General features: G+C 56.1%; 18 protein-coding genes. 16 read left to right on the forward strand and 2 right to left on the reverse strand.

The window, feature by feature from the left end:
- Positions 1-3: 3 nt before the first annotated feature.
- On the reverse strand, positions 4-1,611 hold the full coding sequence (gene nadB, locus MT343_RS05620; RefSeq protein ID WP_145469162.1) for an L-aspartate oxidase: 1,608 nt from the start codon (positions 1,609-1,611) through the stop codon (positions 4-6).
- A 271-nt stretch (positions 1,612-1,882) separates the two neighbouring features.
- On the opposite strand from nadB, the gene rpoE reads away from it, so the two are divergent.
- From rpoE to acpS, 12 genes are all read left to right on the forward strand, one after another.
- Positions 1,883-2,482 (forward strand): RNA polymerase sigma factor RpoE, encoded by a 600-nt coding sequence (rpoE, locus tag MT343_RS05625; protein WP_145469163.1) that lies wholly within the window; start codon positions 1,883-1,885, stop codon positions 2,480-2,482.
- Positions 2,483-2,500: 18 nt separating this feature from the next.
- Positions 2,501-3,076, forward strand: coding sequence for a sigma-E factor negative regulatory protein (locus MT343_RS05630; protein ID WP_145469164.1), 576 nt, complete (start codon positions 2,501-2,503; stop codon positions 3,074-3,076).
- On the forward strand, positions 3,073-4,155 hold the full coding sequence (locus tag MT343_RS05635) for a MucB/RseB C-terminal domain-containing protein (RefSeq protein WP_145469165.1): 1,083 nt from the start codon (positions 3,073-3,075) through the stop codon (positions 4,153-4,155). The genes MT343_RS05630 and MT343_RS05635 overlap by 4 nt, the downstream gene beginning before the upstream one ends.
- A gap of 7 nt (positions 4,156-4,162) precedes the next feature.
- Complete coding sequence (locus MT343_RS05640) at positions 4,163-4,609, forward strand: SoxR reducing system RseC family protein (RefSeq protein WP_145469166.1); 447 nt, start codon at positions 4,163-4,165, stop codon at positions 4,607-4,609.
- Positions 4,610-4,622: 13 nt separating this feature from the next.
- A complete protein-coding gene (locus MT343_RS05645) occupies positions 4,623-6,011 on the forward strand; it encodes a DegQ family serine endoprotease (RefSeq protein WP_145469167.1) in 1,389 nt (462 codons plus the stop codon).
- A gap of 747 nt (positions 6,012-6,758) precedes the next feature.
- Positions 6,759-8,558 (forward strand): translation elongation factor 4, encoded by a 1,800-nt coding sequence (lepA, locus tag MT343_RS05650; protein ID WP_145469168.1) that lies wholly within the window; start codon positions 6,759-6,761, stop codon positions 8,556-8,558.
- Between the two features lies 1 nt (position 8,559).
- Complete coding sequence (locus MT343_RS05655) at positions 8,560-8,922, forward strand: DUF4845 domain-containing protein (RefSeq protein ID WP_186435915.1); 363 nt, start codon at positions 8,560-8,562, stop codon at positions 8,920-8,922.
- Positions 8,919-9,635 carry a ribonuclease III gene (rnc, locus tag MT343_RS05660; protein WP_145469170.1) on the forward strand — a complete coding sequence of 239 codons (717 nt, stop codon included), beginning with the start codon at positions 8,919-8,921 and terminating at the stop codon, positions 9,633-9,635. Before MT343_RS05655 ends, rnc begins: the two co-directional genes overlap by 4 nt.
- Positions 9,635-10,531 (forward strand): GTPase Era, encoded by an 897-nt coding sequence (gene era / locus MT343_RS05665; protein ID WP_145469171.1) that lies wholly within the window; start codon positions 9,635-9,637, stop codon positions 10,529-10,531. Before rnc ends, era begins: the two co-directional genes overlap by 1 nt.
- A gap of 3 nt (positions 10,532-10,534) precedes the next feature.
- A complete protein-coding gene (gene recO, locus MT343_RS05670) occupies positions 10,535-11,206 on the forward strand; it encodes a DNA repair protein RecO (protein ID WP_145469519.1) in 672 nt (223 codons plus the stop codon).
- Positions 11,207-11,265: 59 nt separating this feature from the next.
- Positions 11,266-12,012 (forward strand): pyridoxine 5'-phosphate synthase, encoded by a 747-nt coding sequence (pdxJ, locus tag MT343_RS05675; RefSeq protein ID WP_145469172.1) that lies wholly within the window; start codon positions 11,266-11,268, stop codon positions 12,010-12,012.
- 11 nt (positions 12,013-12,023) lie between these two features.
- Positions 12,024-12,431, forward strand: coding sequence for a holo-ACP synthase (acpS, locus tag MT343_RS05680; RefSeq protein WP_243989465.1), 408 nt, complete (start codon positions 12,024-12,026; stop codon positions 12,429-12,431).
- A 26-nt stretch (positions 12,432-12,457) separates the two neighbouring features.
- Here acpS and MT343_RS05685 read toward each other — a convergent pair whose 3' ends face one another.
- The gene (locus MT343_RS05685) at positions 12,458-15,289 is read right to left on the reverse strand and encodes a response regulator (protein WP_145469173.1); all 2,832 of its coding nucleotides are present in this window, start codon (positions 15,287-15,289) and stop codon (positions 12,458-12,460) included.
- Positions 15,290-15,489: 200 nt separating this feature from the next.
- On the opposite strand from MT343_RS05685, the gene cysM reads away from it, so the two are divergent.
- The 4 genes from cysM (at position 15,490) to mazG (ending at position 20,991) form a co-directional block, all read left to right on the forward strand.
- A complete protein-coding gene (gene cysM, locus MT343_RS05690) occupies positions 15,490-16,383 on the forward strand; it encodes a cysteine synthase CysM (protein WP_145469521.1) in 894 nt (297 codons plus the stop codon).
- Between the two features lie 213 nt (positions 16,384-16,596).
- The gene (rlmD, locus tag MT343_RS05695) at positions 16,597-17,928 is read left to right on the forward strand and encodes a 23S rRNA (uracil(1939)-C(5))-methyltransferase RlmD (protein WP_186435916.1); all 1,332 of its coding nucleotides are present in this window, start codon (positions 16,597-16,599) and stop codon (positions 17,926-17,928) included.
- Positions 17,921-20,170: a GTP diphosphokinase gene (gene relA, locus MT343_RS05700; protein ID WP_145469175.1), complete on the forward strand. Its 2,250-nt coding sequence runs from the start codon at positions 17,921-17,923 to the stop codon at positions 20,168-20,170. Before rlmD ends, relA begins: the two co-directional genes overlap by 8 nt.
- Positions 20,167-20,991, forward strand: a complete 825-nt coding sequence (mazG, locus tag MT343_RS05705; protein ID WP_145469176.1) for a nucleoside triphosphate pyrophosphohydrolase — start codon at positions 20,167-20,169, stop codon at positions 20,989-20,991. Before relA ends, mazG begins: the two co-directional genes overlap by 4 nt.
- The last annotated feature ends 11 nt before the right edge of the window (positions 20,992-21,002 follow it).

The raw sequence follows: 21,002 nt of genomic DNA on the forward strand, positions 1-21,002 counted from the left end.
GGCTCAGAGTTCGCCCAGCTCCTTCAGATATTTGGGCGTCAGCACGGTATCGAAGGCGCGTGGCAGAGGTTGCGGATAGTCACGGCTGAAATGCAGGCCGCGGCTTTCTTTGCGCAGCAGTGCCGAGCGGATGATCACGTCGGCCACATCCACCAGATTACGCAGCTCAAGTAAGTCATTACTTACCCGGTAGTTGCTGTAAAACTCCTGAATTTCCTGCCGCAGCATCTGCACCCGGTGCTGAGCACGCACCAGTCGTTTGGTGGTACGGACAATACCAACGTAATCCCACATAAAGCGCCGTAATTCGTCCCAGTTATGGGCAATCACCACGTCTTCATCGGAATCGGTCACCTGACTGGCATCCCAGGCCGGCGCTTTGGGGGCCGGTTCGTTACGGTCGATATTGGCGGCAATATGAGCCGCGGCGGAGCGGGCAAACACCAGACACTCAAGCAGCGAATTGCTGGCCAGGCGGTTGGCTCCGTGCAGACCGGTGCTGGCGGTTTCGCCGATGGCATACAGGTTTTCGATATCGGTGCGGCCATGGATATCGGTTACCACACCACCACAGGTGTAGTGCGCCGCCGGAACCACCGGAATCGGCTGGCGGGTGATGTCGATGCCCAGCTCCAGACAGCGCTCATAAATGGTGGGGAAGTGCTCTTTGATAAAATCGGCCGGTTTGTGGCTGATATCGAGGAACAGGCAGTCGGCACCGATGCGTTTCATCTCATGGTCGATGGCGCGTGCGACGATATCCCGTGGTGCCAGTTCGGCGCGTTTATCGAAGCGCTGCATAAAGCGCTGACCGTTGGGCAGCAACAGCTTGCCACCTTCACCGCGCACCGCTTCGGTAATCAGGAAGGATTTGGCCTGCGGGTGATACAGGCAGGTCGGGTGGAACTGATTGAATTCCATATTGGCGACGCGGCAACCGGCACGCCAGGCCATGGCAATGCCATCGCCGGAGGCGCCGTCCGGGTTGCTGGTGTACAGATACACCTTGCTGGCGCCACCGGTGGCCAGTACCACCGAGCGTGCGGTAATGACGTCGACATCGCCGGTATCGTTATTGAGAAAATAAGCGCCGATACAACCATGACCGCCGCTGCCGAGTTTTTCGCGGGTGATCAGGTCAATGGCGATGTAGTTCTGCAACAGCTTGAGGTTGGGCTTTTCTTTCGCCCGTGCCAGCAGCGTATCGGAGATGGCATGGCCGGTCGCATCGGCGGCGTGAATGATGCGCCGTGCGCTGTGGCCACCTTCACGGGTCAGATGGAAATGATCCGGGCTGTCCTGGGTAAAGGGCACGCCGATATCAATCAGCCACTGAATGGCATCGGTGGAGTTTTCTACGGTGAAACGCACGCTGGGTTCATGACACAGACCGGCACCGGCGATCAGGGTGTCCTGCACGTGGGCCTCAACACTGTCGTCTTCATCCAGCACCGCCGCCACGCCGCCCTGAGCCCAGCGTGTGGAGCCTGCATCCAGGCTGTCTTTGCTGATGATGGCGGCATTAATGTGATCAGGCAGTGACAACCCCAGCGTCAGGCCGGCGGCGCCGCTGCCAATAATAAGAACATCGAAAGAGAAAGATTGGCTCATGCTGTATTGTACGTATCAAAGTGGTGGGCACTATAATGCCGCCGCGGTAGCTTATGCCAGTGCCAGACGGGCCATAACGGACGCTGTACGGGGAATAACTTTCTGTCCGTCATCGGCCACATATGCCACCCATGATACACTCTGGCGGAACTAATCCGAACAAATCCCCTCTATCCTCCCAGAACCAGGTCGACACACTGGCATACAGGAGGCTGGGTAGATGAGCTTAGCAATGGCTGTAGAGACACAGCGCACGACAGCGGAAAAAAGCATGACAGATCAACAATCTACAGATCGGCAACTGGTTGCCCGCGTACAGAAGGGCGACCGGCGCGCATTTGATCTGCTGGTCATCAAATATCAGCACCGCATTCTGGCGCTGGTCGGACGCTTTGTCCCTGACTTTGCTGAGGCTCAGGACGTGACTCAGGAAGCCTTTATCAAGGCCTACCGGGCACTGCCTGGCTTTCGTGGTGAGAGTCAGTTTTATACCTGGATGTACCGCATCGCAGTGAATACGGCAAAAAATTATCTGGTCAGCCGCGGGCGCAAGACACCGACCCGCGATATTGATCTGGATGATGCCGAGTTTTTTGCTGACGAAGCTAATATGAAAGATATCGAAACTCCGGATGGTCTGCTGCAGCGCGATCAATTGCAGAAAGTGGTGTTTGACGCCATCGAAGCCCTGCCGGAGGAGCTGCGTATGGCCGTAACCCTGCGTGAGCTTGAAGGTATGAGCTATGAAGAAATTGCCGAGGTGATGGAATGTCCGATCGGCACTGTACGGTCGCGCATCTTCCGCGCCCGTGAAGCCATTGACCGCAAAATGCAGCCACTGCTGGCCGATACTGCCAGCGCCATTGCCTGACCGGGAGGATAGCAACCGATGAATGAACGCATGAATGAATCCTTATCCGCCCTGATGGACGGTGAAACCGACGAACTGGAAGTCCGCCGTTTACTTAATCAGCTCGAGCAGGACGATGAACTGCGCGGTACCTGGCAGCGTTATCAGATGATTGGTTCGCTGATGCGCGGTGAGCCTGCCGCTGCAGTTGATCTTTCGCGGGGCATCATGCAGGCGCTGGATGGCGAGCCAATGGATGAAGTGAGCCGCCCTCAGGTGGTTGTGGCCAATAACCACAAGCTGCGCTGGTTGGCCTCAGGAGCGGTTGCCGCATCGGTAACGTTGGCGGTACTTGTCGGGGTGAGGCTGAACAGCGTTGAGCCAGATGCCCTGGTCGCTGAGCAGCAAACGCAGATGCCTGCAGCGGTGCAACTGGCATCGGCGCCGGTACAGGCCATGTCTGAAGCCGATGCTGCCCAGCTTGAAGCCGCACAGCGCAAACTGCAGGAGTACGTGCTGCAGCATACTGAGCAGGCGACTATGACCGGCAGCCGTGCAGCCATTCCTTTTGCCCGTGTGGTGGATTTCCAGCAGCCTGCTGAGGGCAGCAAATGAGGGGAGGCAGACTACTGCTTACCCTGAGTTTCAGTCTGCTCGTGCTTAGCGCGCAGGCTGAGGAAGGCGCCCGGGGCTGGCTGGAACGCATGACCCAGGCCTTTCAACAACAGAATTATCGCGGTGTTTTAATCTATGGTGATGGTCAGGAATGGCAGACTCTGGCCATTACTCACGCAGTAATCGATGGGGTGGAGCAGGAAAAACTGCAGCACCTTACCGGCCTGCCGCGTGAAATGGTGCGTCATGGTCATGACATCGTCTGCATTCATCCCGGCGACCACTCCCCACGCCTGAACAGCGAACTCAGCAACCCATTACACGGTTTTTCCCGGGTGATGGATATTGATGATGGTCAGTACCACTTTACGCTTGGCAATGTGGAGCGCATTGCCGGACGTTTTGCCCAGCGTTTACAGGTAACTCCGGTGGATGCGGACCGCTATGGTTATCAGCTCTGGCTTGATCAGGTTACCGGCCTGTTATTGCGCTCTGATCTGCTGAATCATCAGCAACAGGTGCTGGAGCGTTTCCAGTTTGCCCAGATTGAGATTGGTCCTGATATCCCGGTGACTGCCTTTGAGCCCGATGATCAGGGGCATAAACTGACTCTTTACCCTGTTTCCCCCGACCATGAGCAGATCAGTACGGCCGATATCGGCTGGTTACCTGGCTGGGTTCCGTCTGGTTTTCATATTACTGCAGTGATTCAGGCCGGATCGCCACAGACGCAAATGGCGGCTGAGCAGAAGGATGACTCCGGGGCCATGAGCAAATTGCCAGTACGCCTGATGTACAGTGATGGTCTGGCCGCTTTTACCTTGTTTATTGATCCTGTCAGTCAGGAACACCTGCCGGAAATGACCAGCCGCTGGGGCGCCACCGCAGCGGTTGTGCGCTATCGTGAGCATTCTTCCGCAGAGGCCGATGGCGACAATCAGAGTCGTTTAAGGGTGACCGTGGTGGGTGAATTACCGGCCGATACCATGATCCGTATCGCGACATCGGTCGTCCCCGCAGCTCTGGCGGAACAGAATACCGACAGTGCAAACAGCGCGCTGTCCGCGGCAGAGGAATAAGCAGGCGATGAGTCAGGAAATCGTTGAAGTTATAGAGCAGGGCGATGGCGGTATCTGGGTTGAAGCCGTGCAGCGCAGTGCCTGCAACAGCTGTAATGCCCGCTCTGGTTGCGGTCAGCACAGCCTGAGTAAACTTGGCCGGCCGATGCGCCTCTGGGTCAGTACCGAACAACCGCTGCAGCCGGGTCAGCAGGTGGTGCTGACGCTGCCCGACGGTAGTCTGGCACTGAGTGCACTGGCTCTGTATGGCCTGCCTTTACTGGGCCTGATTGGCGGCGCGGTTATCGGCCAGCTGAGCGGCAGCGATGGCTGGGCCGGTGTGGCTGCACTTGCCGGACTGGCGGGCGGTTTTGCTCTGGCACGCAAGCTGGCGGCACGCTATCAGTCACAATGGCAGCCGACTCTTAAGTCCGGTTGTGAACGTATCCCTATGATCCACTCAGAACACCTTTGAGCAAGGAAAAACCATGACACAGATGATCCGTATGTTAGTGCTGCCTCTGCTGTTGCTGGCCTCTGTGGCCCGGGCGGAGTTACCCGATTTCCGTGACCTGGTGAAGGAAACTTCGCCGGCCGTGGTCAATATCAGTACTGTGCAACATATGCAGAATAACGGCTTTCAGCAGCGTTATGGTCTGCCGGAAGATGTGCCGGAAATTTTCCGCCACTTCTTTGGTGCACCGGGGCAGGGCCCTCGTGGTGGTGAGCAGGAGCGGGCATCGCTCGGCTCCGGTTTTATCGTCTCCAAAGATGGCTACATCCTGACGAATAATCATGTGATCAAGGATGCCGACGAAATTGTTGTGCGTCTTAATGATCGCCGTGAGCTCGAAGCCAAACTGATTGGTGCCGATGAGAGCTCTGATCTGGCCCTGCTGAAAGTTGAAGCCAAGAATCTGCCTATTGTTGAACTGGGCGATTCGGATGCGCTGGAAGTGGGCGAGTGGGTTGTCGCTATTGGTTCACCTTTTGGTTTTGATTACTCGGTGACCGCCGGTATTGTCAGCGCCAAAGGCCGCAGCCTGCCGAACGAAAACTATGTCCCTTTTATCCAGACCGATGTTGCTATTAACCCGGGTAATTCCGGCGGCCCGCTGTTTAATCTGGATGGCAAAGTCGTGGGCATCAACTCCCAGATCTACACCCGCTCCGGTGGTTTTATGGGCGTGTCTTTTGCCATTCCGATCAATGTGGCCATGGATGTCGCCGACCAGCTGAAAGAAAAAGGCAAGGTCAGTCGCGGCTGGCTCGGTGTGGTGATTCAGGAGGTCAGCAAAGACCTGGCTGAATCCTTTGGTCTGGAAAAAGCAGCCGGTGCGCTGGTCGCTCAGATTGTGCCTGGCAGTCCGGCGGAAGCGGCAGGTCTGAAAAATGGCGACATCATTACCCACTTCAACGGCAAGTCGATTTACCTGTCGTCCGATCTGCCGCATCAGGTTGGCCGGGTGAAGCCGGGCAGCAGCGTGAAGCTGGACGTGGTGCGCAACGGTAAGCGTAAGAAAATCAACGTGACCATTGGCGTGCTGCCGGATGGTGATGGCGCCGAGCTGGCGCTGAATAATGCCAGTCCGAAAGAAAGCACCAGCAACCGTCTGGGTGTGGTGGTCAGTGAGTTGTCTGACGCGCAGCGCAAAAGCGTCGGTGATGGCGTGGTCGTTCGTGATGTGAAGCGTGGTCCGGCGGCCTTTGCCGGTCTGGTCAACGGCGACATCATTACCATGATTGCCGGTGAGCCGGTGCGCAGCATGGACGATTTTAATACGGTGGTTGCCAAGCTGCCGGCTAACCGCAGCGTACCGATGCGCATTGTGCGTCGCGGCGCGGCGATGTTTATCCCGCTGCGGATTACCGAGTAGTTGCAGCAACCAGCACAGCCCGGCACTGGCTGCACGTGAACAGCCTTTGCGGGGCAAGCCCCTGCGCCCCAACTTGGGGATCTTATCCCCAAACCCCTGCTTTGCGCTTTCTGGCCCGTAATCCTTGAAACCTTGATATTTACTGGCCGCGCGCCTCATCGGCCATCCCTGGCCGGAGCCGCTTGTCCGCATCCCTGCGGACAGACCAGACATATCAGCGGTTTCTGCGGCGGGCCCAGAGGCGCGGTTTATCCCAACCGCTACGTCGTTTTTATCGAACAGCAATGCCCATTCTGAAAAGCCGCTTAGCGGATTAATGAATGCGCCTGCAGGACGCCGGAATGAAGAGCACTGAGCCGGCGCGCCTCTGCATGGATGCAGAGCGAGCGGATAGGGCCATGGATGGCCTATTATCCGCGTTGCCGTGACCGAGGTGGTCTGAATGGAGGAAAAAGGTCTGCACAGCGCGAAGCTGGGCCTGTTTGTGCTCCTGCAAAACATGCATTTCCGCCATCCATGGCGGTCAGGTATAAAGCCCCGCCGGTAAGGGGATAAGTTCCCCTGGGAGGCATTGGGCGTTTCAAAATGGTTTAAAACGTTAAGTGAACAGCATTACGGCCCTGGCCGGGCTGTGTTGTTTATGGCGGCTGGCCGCAGCCGGATTGCCGGATAGCGTACAAAATAGCCTTTGCCCTGCCTTTCAAGTAAAATCGCTCACCATTTCAATTAACAACCGGGTTGTATTCTGTGAGCCAGCTGGACCACATTCGTAACTTTTCCATCATTGCCCATATCGACCACGGCAAATCCACTCTTTCAGATCGTTTTATTCAGGTATGTGGCGGCCTTTCCGACCGGGAAATGCAGGCGCAGGTACTGGATTCGATGGACATTGAGCGTGAGCGTGGCATTACCATCAAAGCCCAGAGCGTGACGCTGGACTATAAAGCCCGCAATGGTGAGGTTTACCAGCTGAACTTTATTGATACTCCGGGACACGTGGACTTCAGCTATGAAGTCAGCCGTTCGCTGTCGGCCTGTGAAGGGGCACTGCTGGTGGTGGATGCTGCTCAGGGCGTTGAAGCCCAGTCGGTCGCCAACTGCTATACCGCCATTGAGCAGGGCCTGGAAGTTCGTCCGGTTCTGAACAAGATGGATCTGCCGCAGGCTGATCCGGATAAAGTCGCACAGGAAATCGAAGAAATTATCGGCCTGGATGCGACCGATGCTGTGCGTTGCAGCGCCAAAAGCGGTCTGAATATCGAAGATGTACTGGAAGATCTGGTGGCTAATATCCCGCCGCCGGAAGGTGACCCGGATGCCCCGTTACAGGCGCTGATCATCGACTCCTGGTTCGATTCTTATCTGGGCGTTGTCTCCCTGATCCGGGTGAAAAACGGCAGCATCAAGAAAGGCGACAAAATCCGCATGAAATCCACCGGCCGTGACCACCTGGTGGACGGCATTGGTATCTTTACGCCGAAAATGACTCCGACCGGCGAACTGGGTACCGGTGAAGTGGGTTATATGGTCGGCAGCATCAAAGACATTCACGGTGCGCCGGTGGGCGATACCATCGTCAGCGCGAAATTCCCTGATGTCGATGCGTTACCGGGTTTCCAGAAAGTGAAGCCGCAGGTGTATGCCGGTCTGTTCCCGGTATCTTCCGACGATTTTGAAGCCTTCCGTGATGCGCTGGAAAAACTGTCGCTGAACGATGCGTCGCTGTTCTATGAGCCGGAAAATTCCGACGCACTGGGCTTTGGTTTCCGTTGTGGTTTCCTTGGCATGCTGCACATGGAAATTATTCAGGAGCGTCTGGAGCGCGAATACGACCTCGATCTGATTACCACCGCACCAACGGTAATTTATGAAGTGGTGAATAAAAAAGGCGAAGTGCTGATGGTGGATAACCCATCAAAACTGCCTGATCCTGGCGTAATCGATGAAATGCGTGAGCCGATTGCCGAATGTAATATTCTGGTGCCACAGGAATATCTGGGTAACGTGATTACCCTGTGTATTGAAAAACGTGGTGTGCAGGTGGACATGCAGTACACCGGCACGCAGGTGGCGCTGAAATATGAAATTCCGCTGGCCGAAGTGGTGATGGATTTCTTTGACCGTCTGAAATCGGCCAGTCGTGGTTTTGCCTCACTCGACTATAACTTTAGCCGTTTCCAGGAAGCGCCGCTGGTGCGTCTGGATGTACTGGTTAACGGTGAGCGTGTGGATGCGCTGGCAGTGATTATGCACCGTGATAACGTTCGTCGCCGTGGCGCGTCGCTGACCGAAAAAATGAAAGAGCTGATTCCGCGGCAGATGTTTGACGTGGCGATTCAGGCGGCAATGGGTAATCAGGTTGTTGCCCGGACCACGGTAAAAGCGCTGCGTAAAAACGTAACCGCAAAATGTTATGGTGGTGACGTCAGCCGTAAGAAAAAACTGCTGCAAAAGCAGAAAGAAGGTAAAAAACGAATGAAACAAATCGGCAGTGTGGAAATCCCACAATCTGCCTTCCTAGCCGTTCTGAAAGTGGATGATTAATATGCGTCGTCAGCGTGGTCTCTCAATCGTTTCGATTCTGGTTGTATTGTTTGTGGGTATCCTCCTGGTTAAAGGAGCTATTACTCTGGTTCCAATGTATTGGGACAATAAACTGATCGGAACCATTCTTGATGGCGTAACCAAGGATCGCGAATATCGCGCCGATATGAGACCTAAGGATTTCAAGCGACTGCTGGAAACACGACTGCAGGACAACAACATTAAAGCCAGTCTCGATGAGCTGAAAATCCGCAAGGGTGATCAGGGATTCACACTGGACTGGACCTATGAAGCCCGTGACACCTATCTCGGGAATATCGATATGGTGGTACGCTTCCAAGTGCAAAAAGATTTTACTCAGTGAATAATCCCCTCGTTAAATTATCTCAGCGCCTGGGCTATAACTTCCGCGATGAATCGCTGGTTATGCTGGCGCTTACACACCGCAGTAAAGGCATCAGCAATAACGAACGTCTGGAGTTTCTCGGCGACTCGATTCTGAATTTTGTCGTCGCGGAAGATTTATACCGCCGTTTTCCCCAGGCGAAAGAAGGCAAGCTGAGCCGCCTGCGTGCGCGCATGGTAAAAGGCGAAACACTGGCGGTGATTGCCCGTGAATTCGATCTGGGTGATTTTCTGTTACTCGGCTCCGGTGAATTAAAAAGCGGTGGTCATCGCCGTGAGTCTATTCTGGCCGATACGGTTGAAGCCTTAATTGGTGCTATGTATCTGGATGCTGGTCTGGAAGCCGCACGCGAGCGCATTCTGTCCTGGTACGCAACCCGTCTGGATGCCTTAACGCTGGAAGATCCGATTAAAGATCCGAAAACCCGTCTGCAGGAATACCAGCAGGGGCGGAAATCCAGTCTGCCGAAATATGAGGTTCTGAACGTCGAAGGCCCGACCAACGAGCAGGTATTTACCGTTGAGTGTCGTATTCCTGAACTGGCTGATGCCATTGTCGCTCAGGGCAGCAGCCGCCGTGGTGCCGAACAAAGCGCCGCCGCTCAGGTTCTGACTATACTGGGCATTGATGAATCAGCAGAGCCTGCGCATGACGCAGGAGAGGAAGAATAATGACACAACGTACCGGCTATGTAGCCATCGTTGGCCGCCCGAATGTGGGCAAATCCACGCTGCTGAACCGCATCCTCGGGCAGAAGTTATCCATTACCTCGCGTAAACCGCAGACTACCCGCCACCAGATTTTAGGCATCAAAACCGAAGGTGACGTGCAGGTGGTGTATGTCGATACCCCGGGTATGCATAAGCATCAGGAAAAAGCGATTAACCGCTATATGAACAAAGCGGCAACCACGGCAGTGAAAGACGTGGATCTGATTCTGATGCTGGTCGACCGTACACGCTGGACTGAAGAAGACGAAATGGTGCTGCAGGCTGTTAAATCCCAGCGCGCCCCGGTCGTTCTGGTGGTGAATAAGGTCGATTTCGTCCGCGAAAAAGAAGAGTTGTTGCCTGTGCTGCAGGAACTCAGCAGCCGGCATAATTTTGACCAGATTATTCCGGTCAGCGCCAAAACCGGCCATAACGTCGAACGGCTGGAAAACCTGATCGAAAGCTATCTGCCGGAAAACCAATACTTCTTTCCGGAAGACCAGATCACCGACCGCAGTTCGCGCTTTCTGGCGGCAGAACTGGTGCGTGAAAAAATCATGCGTCAGCTGGGTGATGAGTTGCCGTATGCGATGACGGTTGAGATCGAAGAGTTTGTGCACACCGGTACGTTAATCGAAATCAGTGCTCTGATTCTGGTGGAGCGCGCTTCGCAGAAAGCCATTGTTATCGGCGATGGTGGTTACCGTATCAAGCAGATTGGTCAGGAAGCTCGCAAAGATATGGAGCAGCTGTTCGACTGCAAAGTCATGCTCAAGCTCTGGGTTAAAGTCAAAGCCGGCTGGTCCGATGATGAGCGTGCCCTGCGCAGTCTGGGTTACGACGACCGCATCGGTTAAGTCATGAAGACGCTGTTTGTACTGCAGCGTCAGCCCCTGCGGGAGCAGGAATGGCTGCTGGATATATTTACCGCAGAACAGGGACGGCTGAGTGTGGTTGCCGGGCGCAGCCAGCCACAACCTGATCTGCACCAGCGCTATCAGGGTGACTGGGCCCGTGCCGAAGACTGGCCGCAGTTACGCGGCCTGCGCAGTCTGCAAACTTACTCACTGCGGGGGGCTAACCTGTACTGCGGTCTGTACCTCGCTGAATTACTGGTGCGCTTATTACCACGCTATGAAGCTCAGCCAGAACTCTTCCTGACTTACGTCAGAACCCTTGAAGGGCTGCAGCATCCCGGTTTACCGGACCCCTGGTTACGCCTGTTTGAATATCAGCTGTTGCAGACGCTGGGATATGGTTTTTCCTGGCAACAGGATCGTGAGGGACGTCCGGTCAATGCTTCTGAATTCTATCGTTTTATCGCCCGTGAAGGCTTTGTGCGTTCGGATGCCTCCGTGGCTCCGGCGCCGAGGCAGCCGTTGTTCTCCGGTGAATATTTACTCGAGCTTGGACAAGGCCGGGCACAGCGGCCACAATGCTGGGCGGCGGCCAAGCAGGTGCTGCGTTGTGCACTTGAGGACCTGCTGGAGCGGCCACTGATCAGCCGCGAACTGTTTCAGCCGGGCCGTTAAGCTCATCAGTATTATTAACATCATCCAGTAATGCCTGTTCAGACAAGAGGGAAGTCCCTGTGAAAAATGCTCAACGCGTCCTGCTGGGCGTGAATATCGACCACGTTGCCACCCTGCGTCAGGCGCGCGGCACCATTTATCCCGACCCGGTCCAGGCGGCATTTCTGGCCGAAGAAGCCGGCGCCGATGGCATTACCATTCACCCGCGGGAAGACCGTCGTCATATTCAGACCCGTGATGTGTATGTGCTGGCCGAAACCCTGTCCACCCGTATGAATCTGGAAATGGCGGTTACCGATGCCATGCTCGAGCTGGCCGAAGAAGTCTGTCCGCCCTGTACCTGTCTGGTGCCGGAAAAGCGTGAAGAGCTGACCACCGAAGGCGGACTGGATGTGATTGGTCAGGAAGCACATATCCGTGCGGCGGTTGAGCGTCTGCAGGCGATTAAGAGTGAAGTATCGCTGTTTATTGATCCGGATTTTGCTCAGATCGACGCCACGCTGCGTGTTGGCGCACCGGTGATTGAACTGCATACCGGCCGTTACGCCGATGCCAAAACCGAAGCAGAGCAACAGCTTGAGCTGAAGCGTATTCAGGAAGCCGCCACCTATGCCCATGAGCGTGGTCTGATTGTGAATGCCGGCCACGGTCTGCATTACCACAATGTGGAAGCCATCGCCGCGATTCCCTGCATGAATGAACTGAATATCGGCCATGCCATCGTTGCCCGGGCGCTGTTTGTCGGCCTGAAAGAAGCGGTTCGTGAAATGCGTGACCTGCTGGCTGCGGCTACACAGCGCGGCTGAGGACTACTGTCGTGGCGCAGGCCGATGAGTTGAAAAAGGTGCCGGGGGTGATTGCCATCGGCACCGACCTGCTCGACAGCAAACGCATTCACCAGGCTGTTGAGCGCCATGGTGAGCGTTTTGTGCAGCGTATTCTGACCCCGGCCGAGCAGACCTTGTATCGTGCGCGCGCCAATCCCCTTAACTTTCTGGCCAAGCAATATGCCGCCAAAGAAGCGCTGGCCAAAGCGCTGGGCACCGGTATTGCCAAGGGGGTGGGATTTCAGCAGCTGGAAATACTGCGCGATGAACTGGGGGCACCACAGGTATTGCTGCATGCCGCCGCCGCAGAGCGTTTGCGGGTTCTGGGCGGGCAGCGTGCGCTGGTCAGCCTGTCGGATGAAGGCGACTGGATTCAGGCCTTCGCCTTGCTGAGTTAAACGCTGCCGGGTCAGGTGCAGGAGGGTCAGGCGCTGGTGAATTGCTCGCTGCGTTTGCTGGCGGCTTCAGCCAGCGTGGTTTTCCAGTCGTTACTTTGTGCCCACTGCTGCAGATTGGCGACATCTTCCACCAGTTGCCGCATCAGCGTTGGCAGCTCCGCCTGGCGGTTGGCTTTTAATGCTGTTTCAAACGTTTCCAGTGTGCTGCGCAGGCAGGGAACACCGCAGTAGCGGGTAGCGCCGTGAACCCGGTGAACCCGTTCCAGCAGGTCATCCATATCCTCTTCTTCCCAGGCATCCACGATGTGCTGCATATCCTGCTGCAGTGAATCCAGCAGCATGCGGAACATATCCTGCGCCAGATCGACCTTGTGGTTCGCATGGCGTAAGGCCGTTGCCGCATCAAACACCCATTCGCACTGACTTTTCGATGGCGGTGAGGCTTCAGCCGCGGCTGCCGGGCTGAGTGAGCGGTAACCGGTCCAGCGCTCAACACAGGCGGCCAGCTGCTCCTGGCTGATGGGTTTGGTCTGGTAATCGTTCATGCCGGCTTTAATCAGGGCCTCTTTTTCATCGGCCATGGCATGGGCGGTGAGTGCAATAATTGGCAATGTTCCTCTGCCTGGCAGGGTACGGATCTGCTCGGTGGCTTCCAGACCATTCATGCCCGGCATCTGAATATCCATAAACACCATATCGACGGTCTGTTGCTGCACGATATCAATGGCATCGCGGCCGCTGCTGGCGGCTGTCACATGAATGCCCAGCTCCTGCAGCAGGGTCACCACCAGTTTCAGATTGGCGCTGTTGTCGTCAACGGCCAGTACACAGGGTGGTTTCTGCGCCGAGGAATGGCTGCTGTTGCCGGGCTGGGCGTCACGGAATTCCGTTCCCTCGTTGCCGAGAGCCCGGCACAGCGCCTGATACAGGCGTTTATGCAGGAACGGCTGGCTGAGACTGCTGCTGGCGCCCTGCTGTTTCAGCTGCTCCAGATGTTCGTGGCTGACGCTGTCGATCAGGGCTATCAGGGGCAGCTCATACTGTGCCAGCTGCTGCATAAACAGGCGTTGCTGTGGGTCGTTGATGTGTTGACGGCTGACGGCAACGATCAGTGCCTGCAGTTCATGCTCATTGCTGTTCAGTAATTCCAGTAATTGCTGACGGTTTTCGCAGTCGTGGTGTTCAACCTGCCATTGATTCAGCAAGGCTCCGGTATTCATCCGGTTCAGCAGCGAAGGCTCCAGCAGGGCGATATGCTGACCGCTCAGCAGGGGCAGGTTATTGACCGTCCCGGCATGCATACCTACCTGGATATGGAAACTGAAAGTCGAGCCGCGGCCTTCGTGACTGCTGACCAGTATCTCGCCGTGCATGGCTTCGACCAGAGCGCGGGAGATAATCAGGCCCAGTCCGGTGCCGCCAAACTGGCGCGCAGTACTGGCGTCGGCCTGTGTGAAGGCATTAAAGATCTTGTTGATCTGTTCTTCGGACATGCCGATACCGGAGTCCTGGATTTCAAATTTGATGCTGGCGCGGTTATCTCCCTTGCTGATCAGCGATACGCGCACGCTGACGTTGCCGCGCTCGGTAAATTTGATGGCGTTATTGACCAGGTTGGTGAGTACCTGTTTAAGGCGCAAGGGATCGCTTTCGATCTGCAGCGGTACATCTGAATAAATCAGGTGGCTGAGTTCCAGTTCTTTCTGAAAGGCGGCCGGAGCCAGTACCGTCATTACATCTTCCAGAACATCGCGCAGATTAAAGCTGGTGTGCTCAATAATCAGCTTGCCGGCATCAATTTTTGACAGGTCAAGGATGTCGTTAATGATGTTCAGCAGATCGCCGGAGGATTTGCGGATGGTATCCAGATAGTCAGCCTGACGTTCATCCACATGAGTGCGCAGCAGCAGGTCACTGAAACCGATAATACCGTTCAGTGGGGTGCGGATTTCATGGCTGACATTGGCCAGGAACTCTGACTTCATGCGGCTGGCTTCCAGTGCTTCTTTACGGCCGATGGTCAGTTCGCGGTTGCGGATTTCCATCTCATCCAGCGTTTCCTGCAGATCCTGTGTCGCCTGTTCCAGATTTTGCTGATGTTCGGTATTCACGCGCTGCAGTGCACTGGCCATGGCATTGATGCCTGAGGCCAGTTGCTGGAACTCGCCGCCGCTGTTGATATGAATACGGCTTTCCAGCTTGCCGTCTTCCAGTTCGCCAATGGCTTTGACGATGCGCCCCATAGGCTCAGATACCTGACGGCTGAAGCGGATAGCCACAAAGGTACAGCTCAGCAGCGCCAGCAAAATAACGCTTAGCGAAGACGCAATATGCTGATAGCGCAACAGCAGGGTGTTGCTGTTTGACAGCTCCAGTTCGGCCCACCCCAGCAGTTTGATCTGGCGGCTTTCTTCGGCATAGAACTGATCGGACAGCTGATCGGGAATCACCAGATTCTGGGCAAAAATCGGTGCCCGTACCCGGACCGACCCTTCGGTACGCAGCAGCTGTAACTGGTTAGCCTGCAGTTGTGCTGAGCCGATGCGCTCGGTCAGCATTTTCGGTCCGGCATGGGCCAGAATTTCCACATCCTGGTTATAGATGCTGACCGAGCGGACGTCCTTTTCTTCCAGCATGTTGTTAGCGATGTTCTGCAGAATACCGACATTGCCGGTCATCACGCCGTATTCACAGGTCGGAGCCAGCTGTTTGGCCATCGCCAGCGCACGCTGATCGAGCAGGTCATTCAGGTCGCGTGCACGCTCGGCCATAAAGAAAATACCGAGCACAACGGAAACAATAACGCCGGGTAGCAAAGCGAGAAACAGAATACGGCTCTGGATGGTCCAGTTTTTCATGCACACAACTTAAAGAAAGGTAAAGCCGTAGAGTAAAGGGCAGGCAGGATGGGTGCAATCGCAGCCTGCATTGCCGCAGCAGGACTGTGCGCTGGTATGCACAGCGATATAACGAAATCACCAATTGATATTACGTTCAGGTGAGGTGCAAAGGTAAACTACGCGCTCTTTGGTTATAAGTAGAGATCGCCGTGACCGATATTCAGTACCCGACCATCGCCGACTGCGTGGGCAATACACCGCTGGTACGTCTGCAGCGTTTATTACCGGCAGACAGCAGTAATACCATTCTGCTCAAGCTGGAAGGTAATAACCCGGCCGGCTCGGTGAAAGATCGTCCGGCGCTATCCATGATTGAACGCGCCGAACAGCGCGGTGATATTCAGCCCGGCGATACCTTGATTGAGGCCACCAGTGGCAATACCGGTATCGCGCTGGCGATGGCAGCTGCCATTAAAGGCTACCGCATGATTCTGATTATGCCTGACAGTGCCACCATGGAACGGCGCTGGGCGATGGAAGCCTATGGCGCAGAACTGATTCTGGTCGACAGTGGTATGGAAGGCGCCCGCGATCTGGCGCTGGCGATGGAGTCGCGTGGCGAAGGCAAGGTGCTGAATCAGTTTGGCAATGGCGATAACCCCGAGGCGCATTATCACAGCACCGGGCCTGAAATCTGGGCGCAGACCGGTGGGCGCATCACCCACTTTGTCAGCTCAATGGGTACCACGGGAACCATTATGGGAACCTCACGTTACCTGAAGGAACAGAATCCGGCGGTGCAGATTGTTGGTCTGCAGCCGGAAGATGGTTCGGCCATCCCCGGAATCCGTCGCTGGCCGCAGGAATATCTGCCGACTATCTTTGATGCCCGTCAGGTGGATCTGGTAATGGACATCAGTCAGCAGGAAGCAGAGCACTGCATGCGCGAACTGGCGCGGCGTGAGGGGATTTTCTGCGGAGTTTCCTCCGGTGGCGCGGTGGCCGGTGCCCTGCGTCTGGCGCAAACGCTGGAAAATGCCACTATTGTTGCCATCATCTGTGACCGTGGTGACCGTTATCTGTCATCCGGTGTCTTTGCGCCTGAAAAGTGAGCGCTATGCAGCGGCTGATAACCGTCAGCCGCTGCGCGATGTGTTCCTCCCGGACCCTGGGCACCTCTGAATCATCCTGCACAGCTTCGCGTGAGTGTTGCAGAGTTATTCGGAGGTACCCTTGAATCTTTTCCCCTTTGCCCCAATCTTGTGCGCCAGATGCCATGTCGTGCTGCTGTGCATGATACTGGCTGGTCATTAAAGGAGTGCCTGGTGAAACCAGCAGATAAACAACGGCGCCTGACGCTGTCGGTGGATAACCTGACCTCGGAAGGGGAAGGGGTGGCGCGGCTGGGTCGCGATGTCTATTTCGTTCCCGGTGCTTTGCCCGGCGAAGAAGCCGAAGTGGTGCTCGATGGTCGCCGCCGTAAGGTGTGGCAGACCCGTTTGCTGAATCTGATTAAAACCTCTCCCGAACGCGTAACCCCCGACTGTCCGCATTACCAGCGCTGTGGCGGCTGTGATCTGCAGCATCTGGCCTATGATGCTCAGGTGGCGTTTAAGCAGGAGCGCGTGGCGCGTGAGCTGAGCCGTCAGGGCGTTGAGGTGCCAGAGTGGTCGGCGCCGATTGTGGCTGAACCCTGGCATTATCGCCGCAAAGCGCGCCTCGGTGTGCGTTACAGCAAAGACAGCCGTGAGAACTTTGTTGGCTTCCGCGAAGCCTCGTCTGCGCATATCAGTAATGTTGACCGCTGTCTGGTGCTGCCCGAGCACCCGGCCCTCGACTGGGCATCCTGGCGTGAACAGATTAACCACCTTGATGCGCGGGCAGTCATTACCCAGATTGAAGCCATTGCCGCCGATAATGCGCTGGCACTGGTATTGCGCATTCTGAAGCCTTTATCGCCGGGCGATGAGAAAAAACTGTGCAGCTTTGCCGCAGGGCTCAATATTGATGGCCTGCTGCCGTTACAGCTGTGGCTGAAAAGCGAACGCGATGCGCCGCCACAGCGGTTATGGCCAGAACAGGCTGAGCCTTTGCATCATCAGGTTGATGATCTGGCACTGCGGCTGGAACTCAGCGACTTTGTGCAGGTCAATGGCGCGGTCAATCGTGCCATGGTACAGCAGGCGCTGGACTGGCTGCAGCCCGGTGCCGATGAAGTTATCTGGGATCTGTTTGCCGGTCATGGCAACTTCAGTATGCCGCTGGCGAAACGCTCGCAGCAGGTACTGGCGGTGGAGGTAGAGCAAAGTATGGTAGACAGCCTGGCCACACAGGCGTCCAATCTGGCCTTACCTTTGCAAGCGATTCAGGCCGATTTAAGCGGCGCCGGTGGTCTGGCGGATTTGCCTGAGCCGCAGGCGGTGCTGCTGGATCCGCCCCGCGCCGGAGCGGCCGGAGTGATGAACGAACTTATTGCACGCCGGGTGCCGCGCATTCTCTATGTGTCCTGCGATGCGGCAACTCTGGCACGGGATCTGAATGTGCTGGCGGCGGCCGGTTATCAGGTCCGGCAGGCGGGAATTATGGATATGTTCCCGCAGACTCACCATGTAGAAACCATGGTATTACTGGAAAGAAAGGCTAAGCGTCATGGTTAAGGTCAGAGATGATCATCCGTTGTTACATGATGGATCGCTCGATGTTTCACGTTGGCTGGACAGCATCCAGCAGGCGTACGATGTAAAAGACCCGGAAACACTCGGGCGCGCGCTGACACTGGCGAAACAGCTGTCAGACGAAGCCATTGCCAACCGCACCTACTGGTCAATCGACAGTGTGCAGATGGGTATTGAGATGGCGCAGATTCTGCTGGATCTGCGTCTCGATACCGAGTCGCTGGTGGCTGCCATTCTTTACCGTGCGGTGCGTGAAGGGCGTCTGGCCCTGCAGCGTGTGGAGCGCGATTTTGGCGCTGAAGTGGCCAAGCTGATTGAAGGCGTGCTGCGCATGGCGGCGATCAGCGCAATCCAGAATTCGCGCGACGAAGTGGTGCTGGGCCAGCGTCAGGCACAGGTTGAGAACCTGCGCAAAATGCTGGTGGCAATGATCGATGACGTGCGCGTGGCACTGATCAAGCTGGCCGAGCGGACCTCGGCGATCCGGGCGGTGAAAGATGGCCCGGAAGACAAGCGCCGCAAGGTCGCCGAAGAAGTATTCAATATCTATGCGCCGCTGGCGCACCGTCTGGGTATTGGTCATCTGAAGTGGGAGCTTGAGGACCTGGCGTTCCGCTATATGCAGCCGGAAGCCTATAAAAAGATTGCCGGTCTGCTGGATGAAAAACGTCTTGCCCGTCAGGACTATATCGAAACCGTGGTACAGCGCCTGCGTGATGACCTGCTTGGTGCCGGCATCAAATGCGATGTCTATGGCCGTGCCAAGCATATCTACAGCATCTGGCGGAAGATGAGCCGCAAGAACCTCGATTTCTCGCAGATTTACGATATCCGCGCGGTGCGTATTCTGGTGCCGGAACTGAAAGACTGTTACGCCGCACTGGGCATTGTGCATACCCTCTGGCGCCATATTCCGAACGAATTTGACGACTATATCGCCAACCCGAAAGAGAACGGTTACCGCTCGCTGCATACTGCCGTGATCGGCCCTGAAGGCAAGGTACTGGAAGTGCAGATCCGTACCCACAACATGCACGAAGATGCCGAGCTTGGGGTTTGTGCGCACTGGCTGTACAAAGGCACCGACCTCAACGCCAAAGATCAGGGCTACGAGCAGAAAATTGCCTGGCTGCGTCAGGTGCTGGAATGGCACGAAGAGCTGGACGATCTGCCGGAGCTGGTGGGCGAACTGCGCGCCGACATCAACCCCGACCGTATTTACGTGTTTACCCCGGAAGGCCACGTGGTGGATCTGCCGCCGCGTGCCACACCGGTAGATTTCGCCTATCGCGTGCATACCGAAGTCGGTAATAAATGTCGTGGTGCCAAGGTCAATGGCCGTATTGTGCCGCTGACCTATCTGCTGAAAAACGGCGAGCAGGTCGAAATTCTGACCAACGCTAATGCGCACCCGAGTCGCGACTGGCTGTATCCGGAATCCGGTTATATTCACACCACCCGTGCGCGCGCCAAAGTGGCGCACTGGTTCAAACTGCAGGCGCGCGATCAGAATATCGATGAAGGCCGCCAGCTGGTCTTGCGTGAGCTGGATCGTCTGGATCTGGTGAATGAGCCGCTGACCGATGTCGCCAAAGACATGAATATGAAGTCGGTGGACGATATGTTCGCCGCCGTCGGTGCCGGTGATCTGCGCGTTGGCCAGATTGTGCATAACGTACTGAAAAGAGCCGATACCGGCAACAGCCAGCAGGAACTGCCGCTGGCGCGTAAGCCGGAACACAGTGAGCGTCATGCCAAGGCCGACGATATTTATATTGAAGGCGTTGGCAATCTGCTGACTCAGCTGGCGCAGTGCTGTCAGCCGGTGCCCGGTGACGACATCCGTGGCTATATCACCGTGGGGCGTGGTGTGACCGTACACCGCAGTGACTGCGATAACCTGCTGCATCTTGAAGCGATGGAGCCACAGCGTCTGTTGCAGGTCAGCTGGGGGAATAAGCCGAACAGCACCTATCCGGTGGATATGCTGATTCAGGCCTATGACCGCACCGGTCTGCTGCGCGATGTCAGCTCTGTACTGGCGAATGAACGCATTAATGTACTGTCGGTGAATACCCAGTCCAATCAGGGTGAAAACACCGCCAATATGCAGCTGACGGTAGAAGTGGAAAGCCTTGAGCGCTTTGCCCGGCTGATGAGCAAAATTGCGCAATTGCCAAATGTGATTTCTGCCCGCCGGGTACGTGGAGGCCATGGCTCATGAGTTATGGCCTTGATGATCTGCTGTACCTGATGCGCCGTCTGCGTGATCCGCAGACCGGCTGCCCCTGGGATCTGAAGCAGGATTTTGCCACCATTCTGCCGCACACCCTGGAAGAAGCCTACGAAGTAGCCGACGCTATTGAACGTCAGGACTGGCCGCATCTGGAAGAAGAGCTGGGCGATCTGCTGTTTCAGGTGATTTTTTACGGTCAGATGGGCGATGAGCGGCAGCTGTTTAGCCTCAGCTCGATTATTCACCGTCTGGTGGAAAAGCTGATCCGCCGTCATCCGCACGTGTTTCCTCAGGGCACACTGCACAGCGAGCTGGACTCTTCGGTCAGCCCGCAAGAGGCAGAGATCAACGCCAACTGGGATCTGATCAAACAACAGGAAAAAGCACTCAAACCCGTAGCGCAGAATATGCCTTCCGGTTTACTGGCCGATGTCCCGGCCACGCTGCCGGCCCTTAACCGGGCGGTCAAATTACAGAAAAAAGCCTCAAAAGTGGGCTTTGACTGGCCGTATGTGCAGGGCGTGCTGGATAAAATCCGTGAAGAACTGGCCGAGGTCGAAGCCGAAATCAGCGCAGCCGACCCAGAGCGGCTGGAGCATGAAGTGGGCGATCTGTTATTTGCCGTCAGTAATCTGGCCCGGCATTTAAAGGTGGATGCGGAAGTCGCGCTGCGTGGCACTAATGCCCGTTTCTGTTCGCGCTTCGCTCAGGTCGAAGCGCAGGTTGAACGCCTGGGCGGCTGGGACAACGCCAGCGCCGCCGAGATGGAAGCTGCCTGGCAGGCTGCCAAGCAGCAGGAAAAACACTGAAGCAGTACCGC

Source organism: Venatorbacter sp. C2-1 (assembly GCF_022832715.1).
Classification (GTDB): Bacteria; Pseudomonadota; Gammaproteobacteria; order Pseudomonadales; family Oceanobacteraceae; genus Venatoribacter; species Venatoribacter alkanivorans.

Bases quoted from the DNA above. Each gene is read 5' to 3' on its own strand.
- nadB (WP_145469162.1), bottom strand. From the start codon at position 1,611: ATGAGCCAATCTTTCTCTTTCGATGTTCTTATTATTGGCAGCGGCGCC.
- rpoE (WP_145469163.1), top strand. From the start codon at position 1,883: ATGACAGATCAACAATCTACAGATCGGCAACTGGTTGCCCGCGTACAG.
- MT343_RS05630 (WP_145469164.1), top strand. From the start codon at position 2,501: ATGAATGAACGCATGAATGAATCCTTATCCGCCCTGATGGACGGTGAA.
- MT343_RS05635 (WP_145469165.1), top strand. From the start codon at position 3,073: ATGAGGGGAGGCAGACTACTGCTTACCCTGAGTTTCAGTCTGCTCGTG.
- MT343_RS05640 (WP_145469166.1), top strand. From the start codon at position 4,163: ATGAGTCAGGAAATCGTTGAAGTTATAGAGCAGGGCGATGGCGGTATC.
- MT343_RS05645 (WP_145469167.1), top strand. From the start codon at position 4,623: ATGACACAGATGATCCGTATGTTAGTGCTGCCTCTGCTGTTGCTGGCC.
- MT343_RS05655 (WP_186435915.1), top strand. From the start codon at position 8,560: ATGCGTCGTCAGCGTGGTCTCTCAATCGTTTCGATTCTGGTTGTATTG.
- era (WP_145469171.1), top strand. From the start codon at position 9,635: ATGACACAACGTACCGGCTATGTAGCCATCGTTGGCCGCCCGAATGTG.
- recO (WP_145469519.1), top strand. From the start codon at position 10,535: ATGAAGACGCTGTTTGTACTGCAGCGTCAGCCCCTGCGGGAGCAGGAA.
- MT343_RS05685 (WP_145469173.1), bottom strand. From the start codon at position 15,289: ATGAAAAACTGGACCATCCAGAGCCGTATTCTGTTTCTCGCTTTGCTA.
- relA (WP_145469175.1), top strand. From the start codon at position 17,921: ATGGTTAAGGTCAGAGATGATCATCCGTTGTTACATGATGGATCGCTC.
- mazG (WP_145469176.1), top strand. From the start codon at position 20,167: ATGAGTTATGGCCTTGATGATCTGCTGTACCTGATGCGCCGTCTGCGT.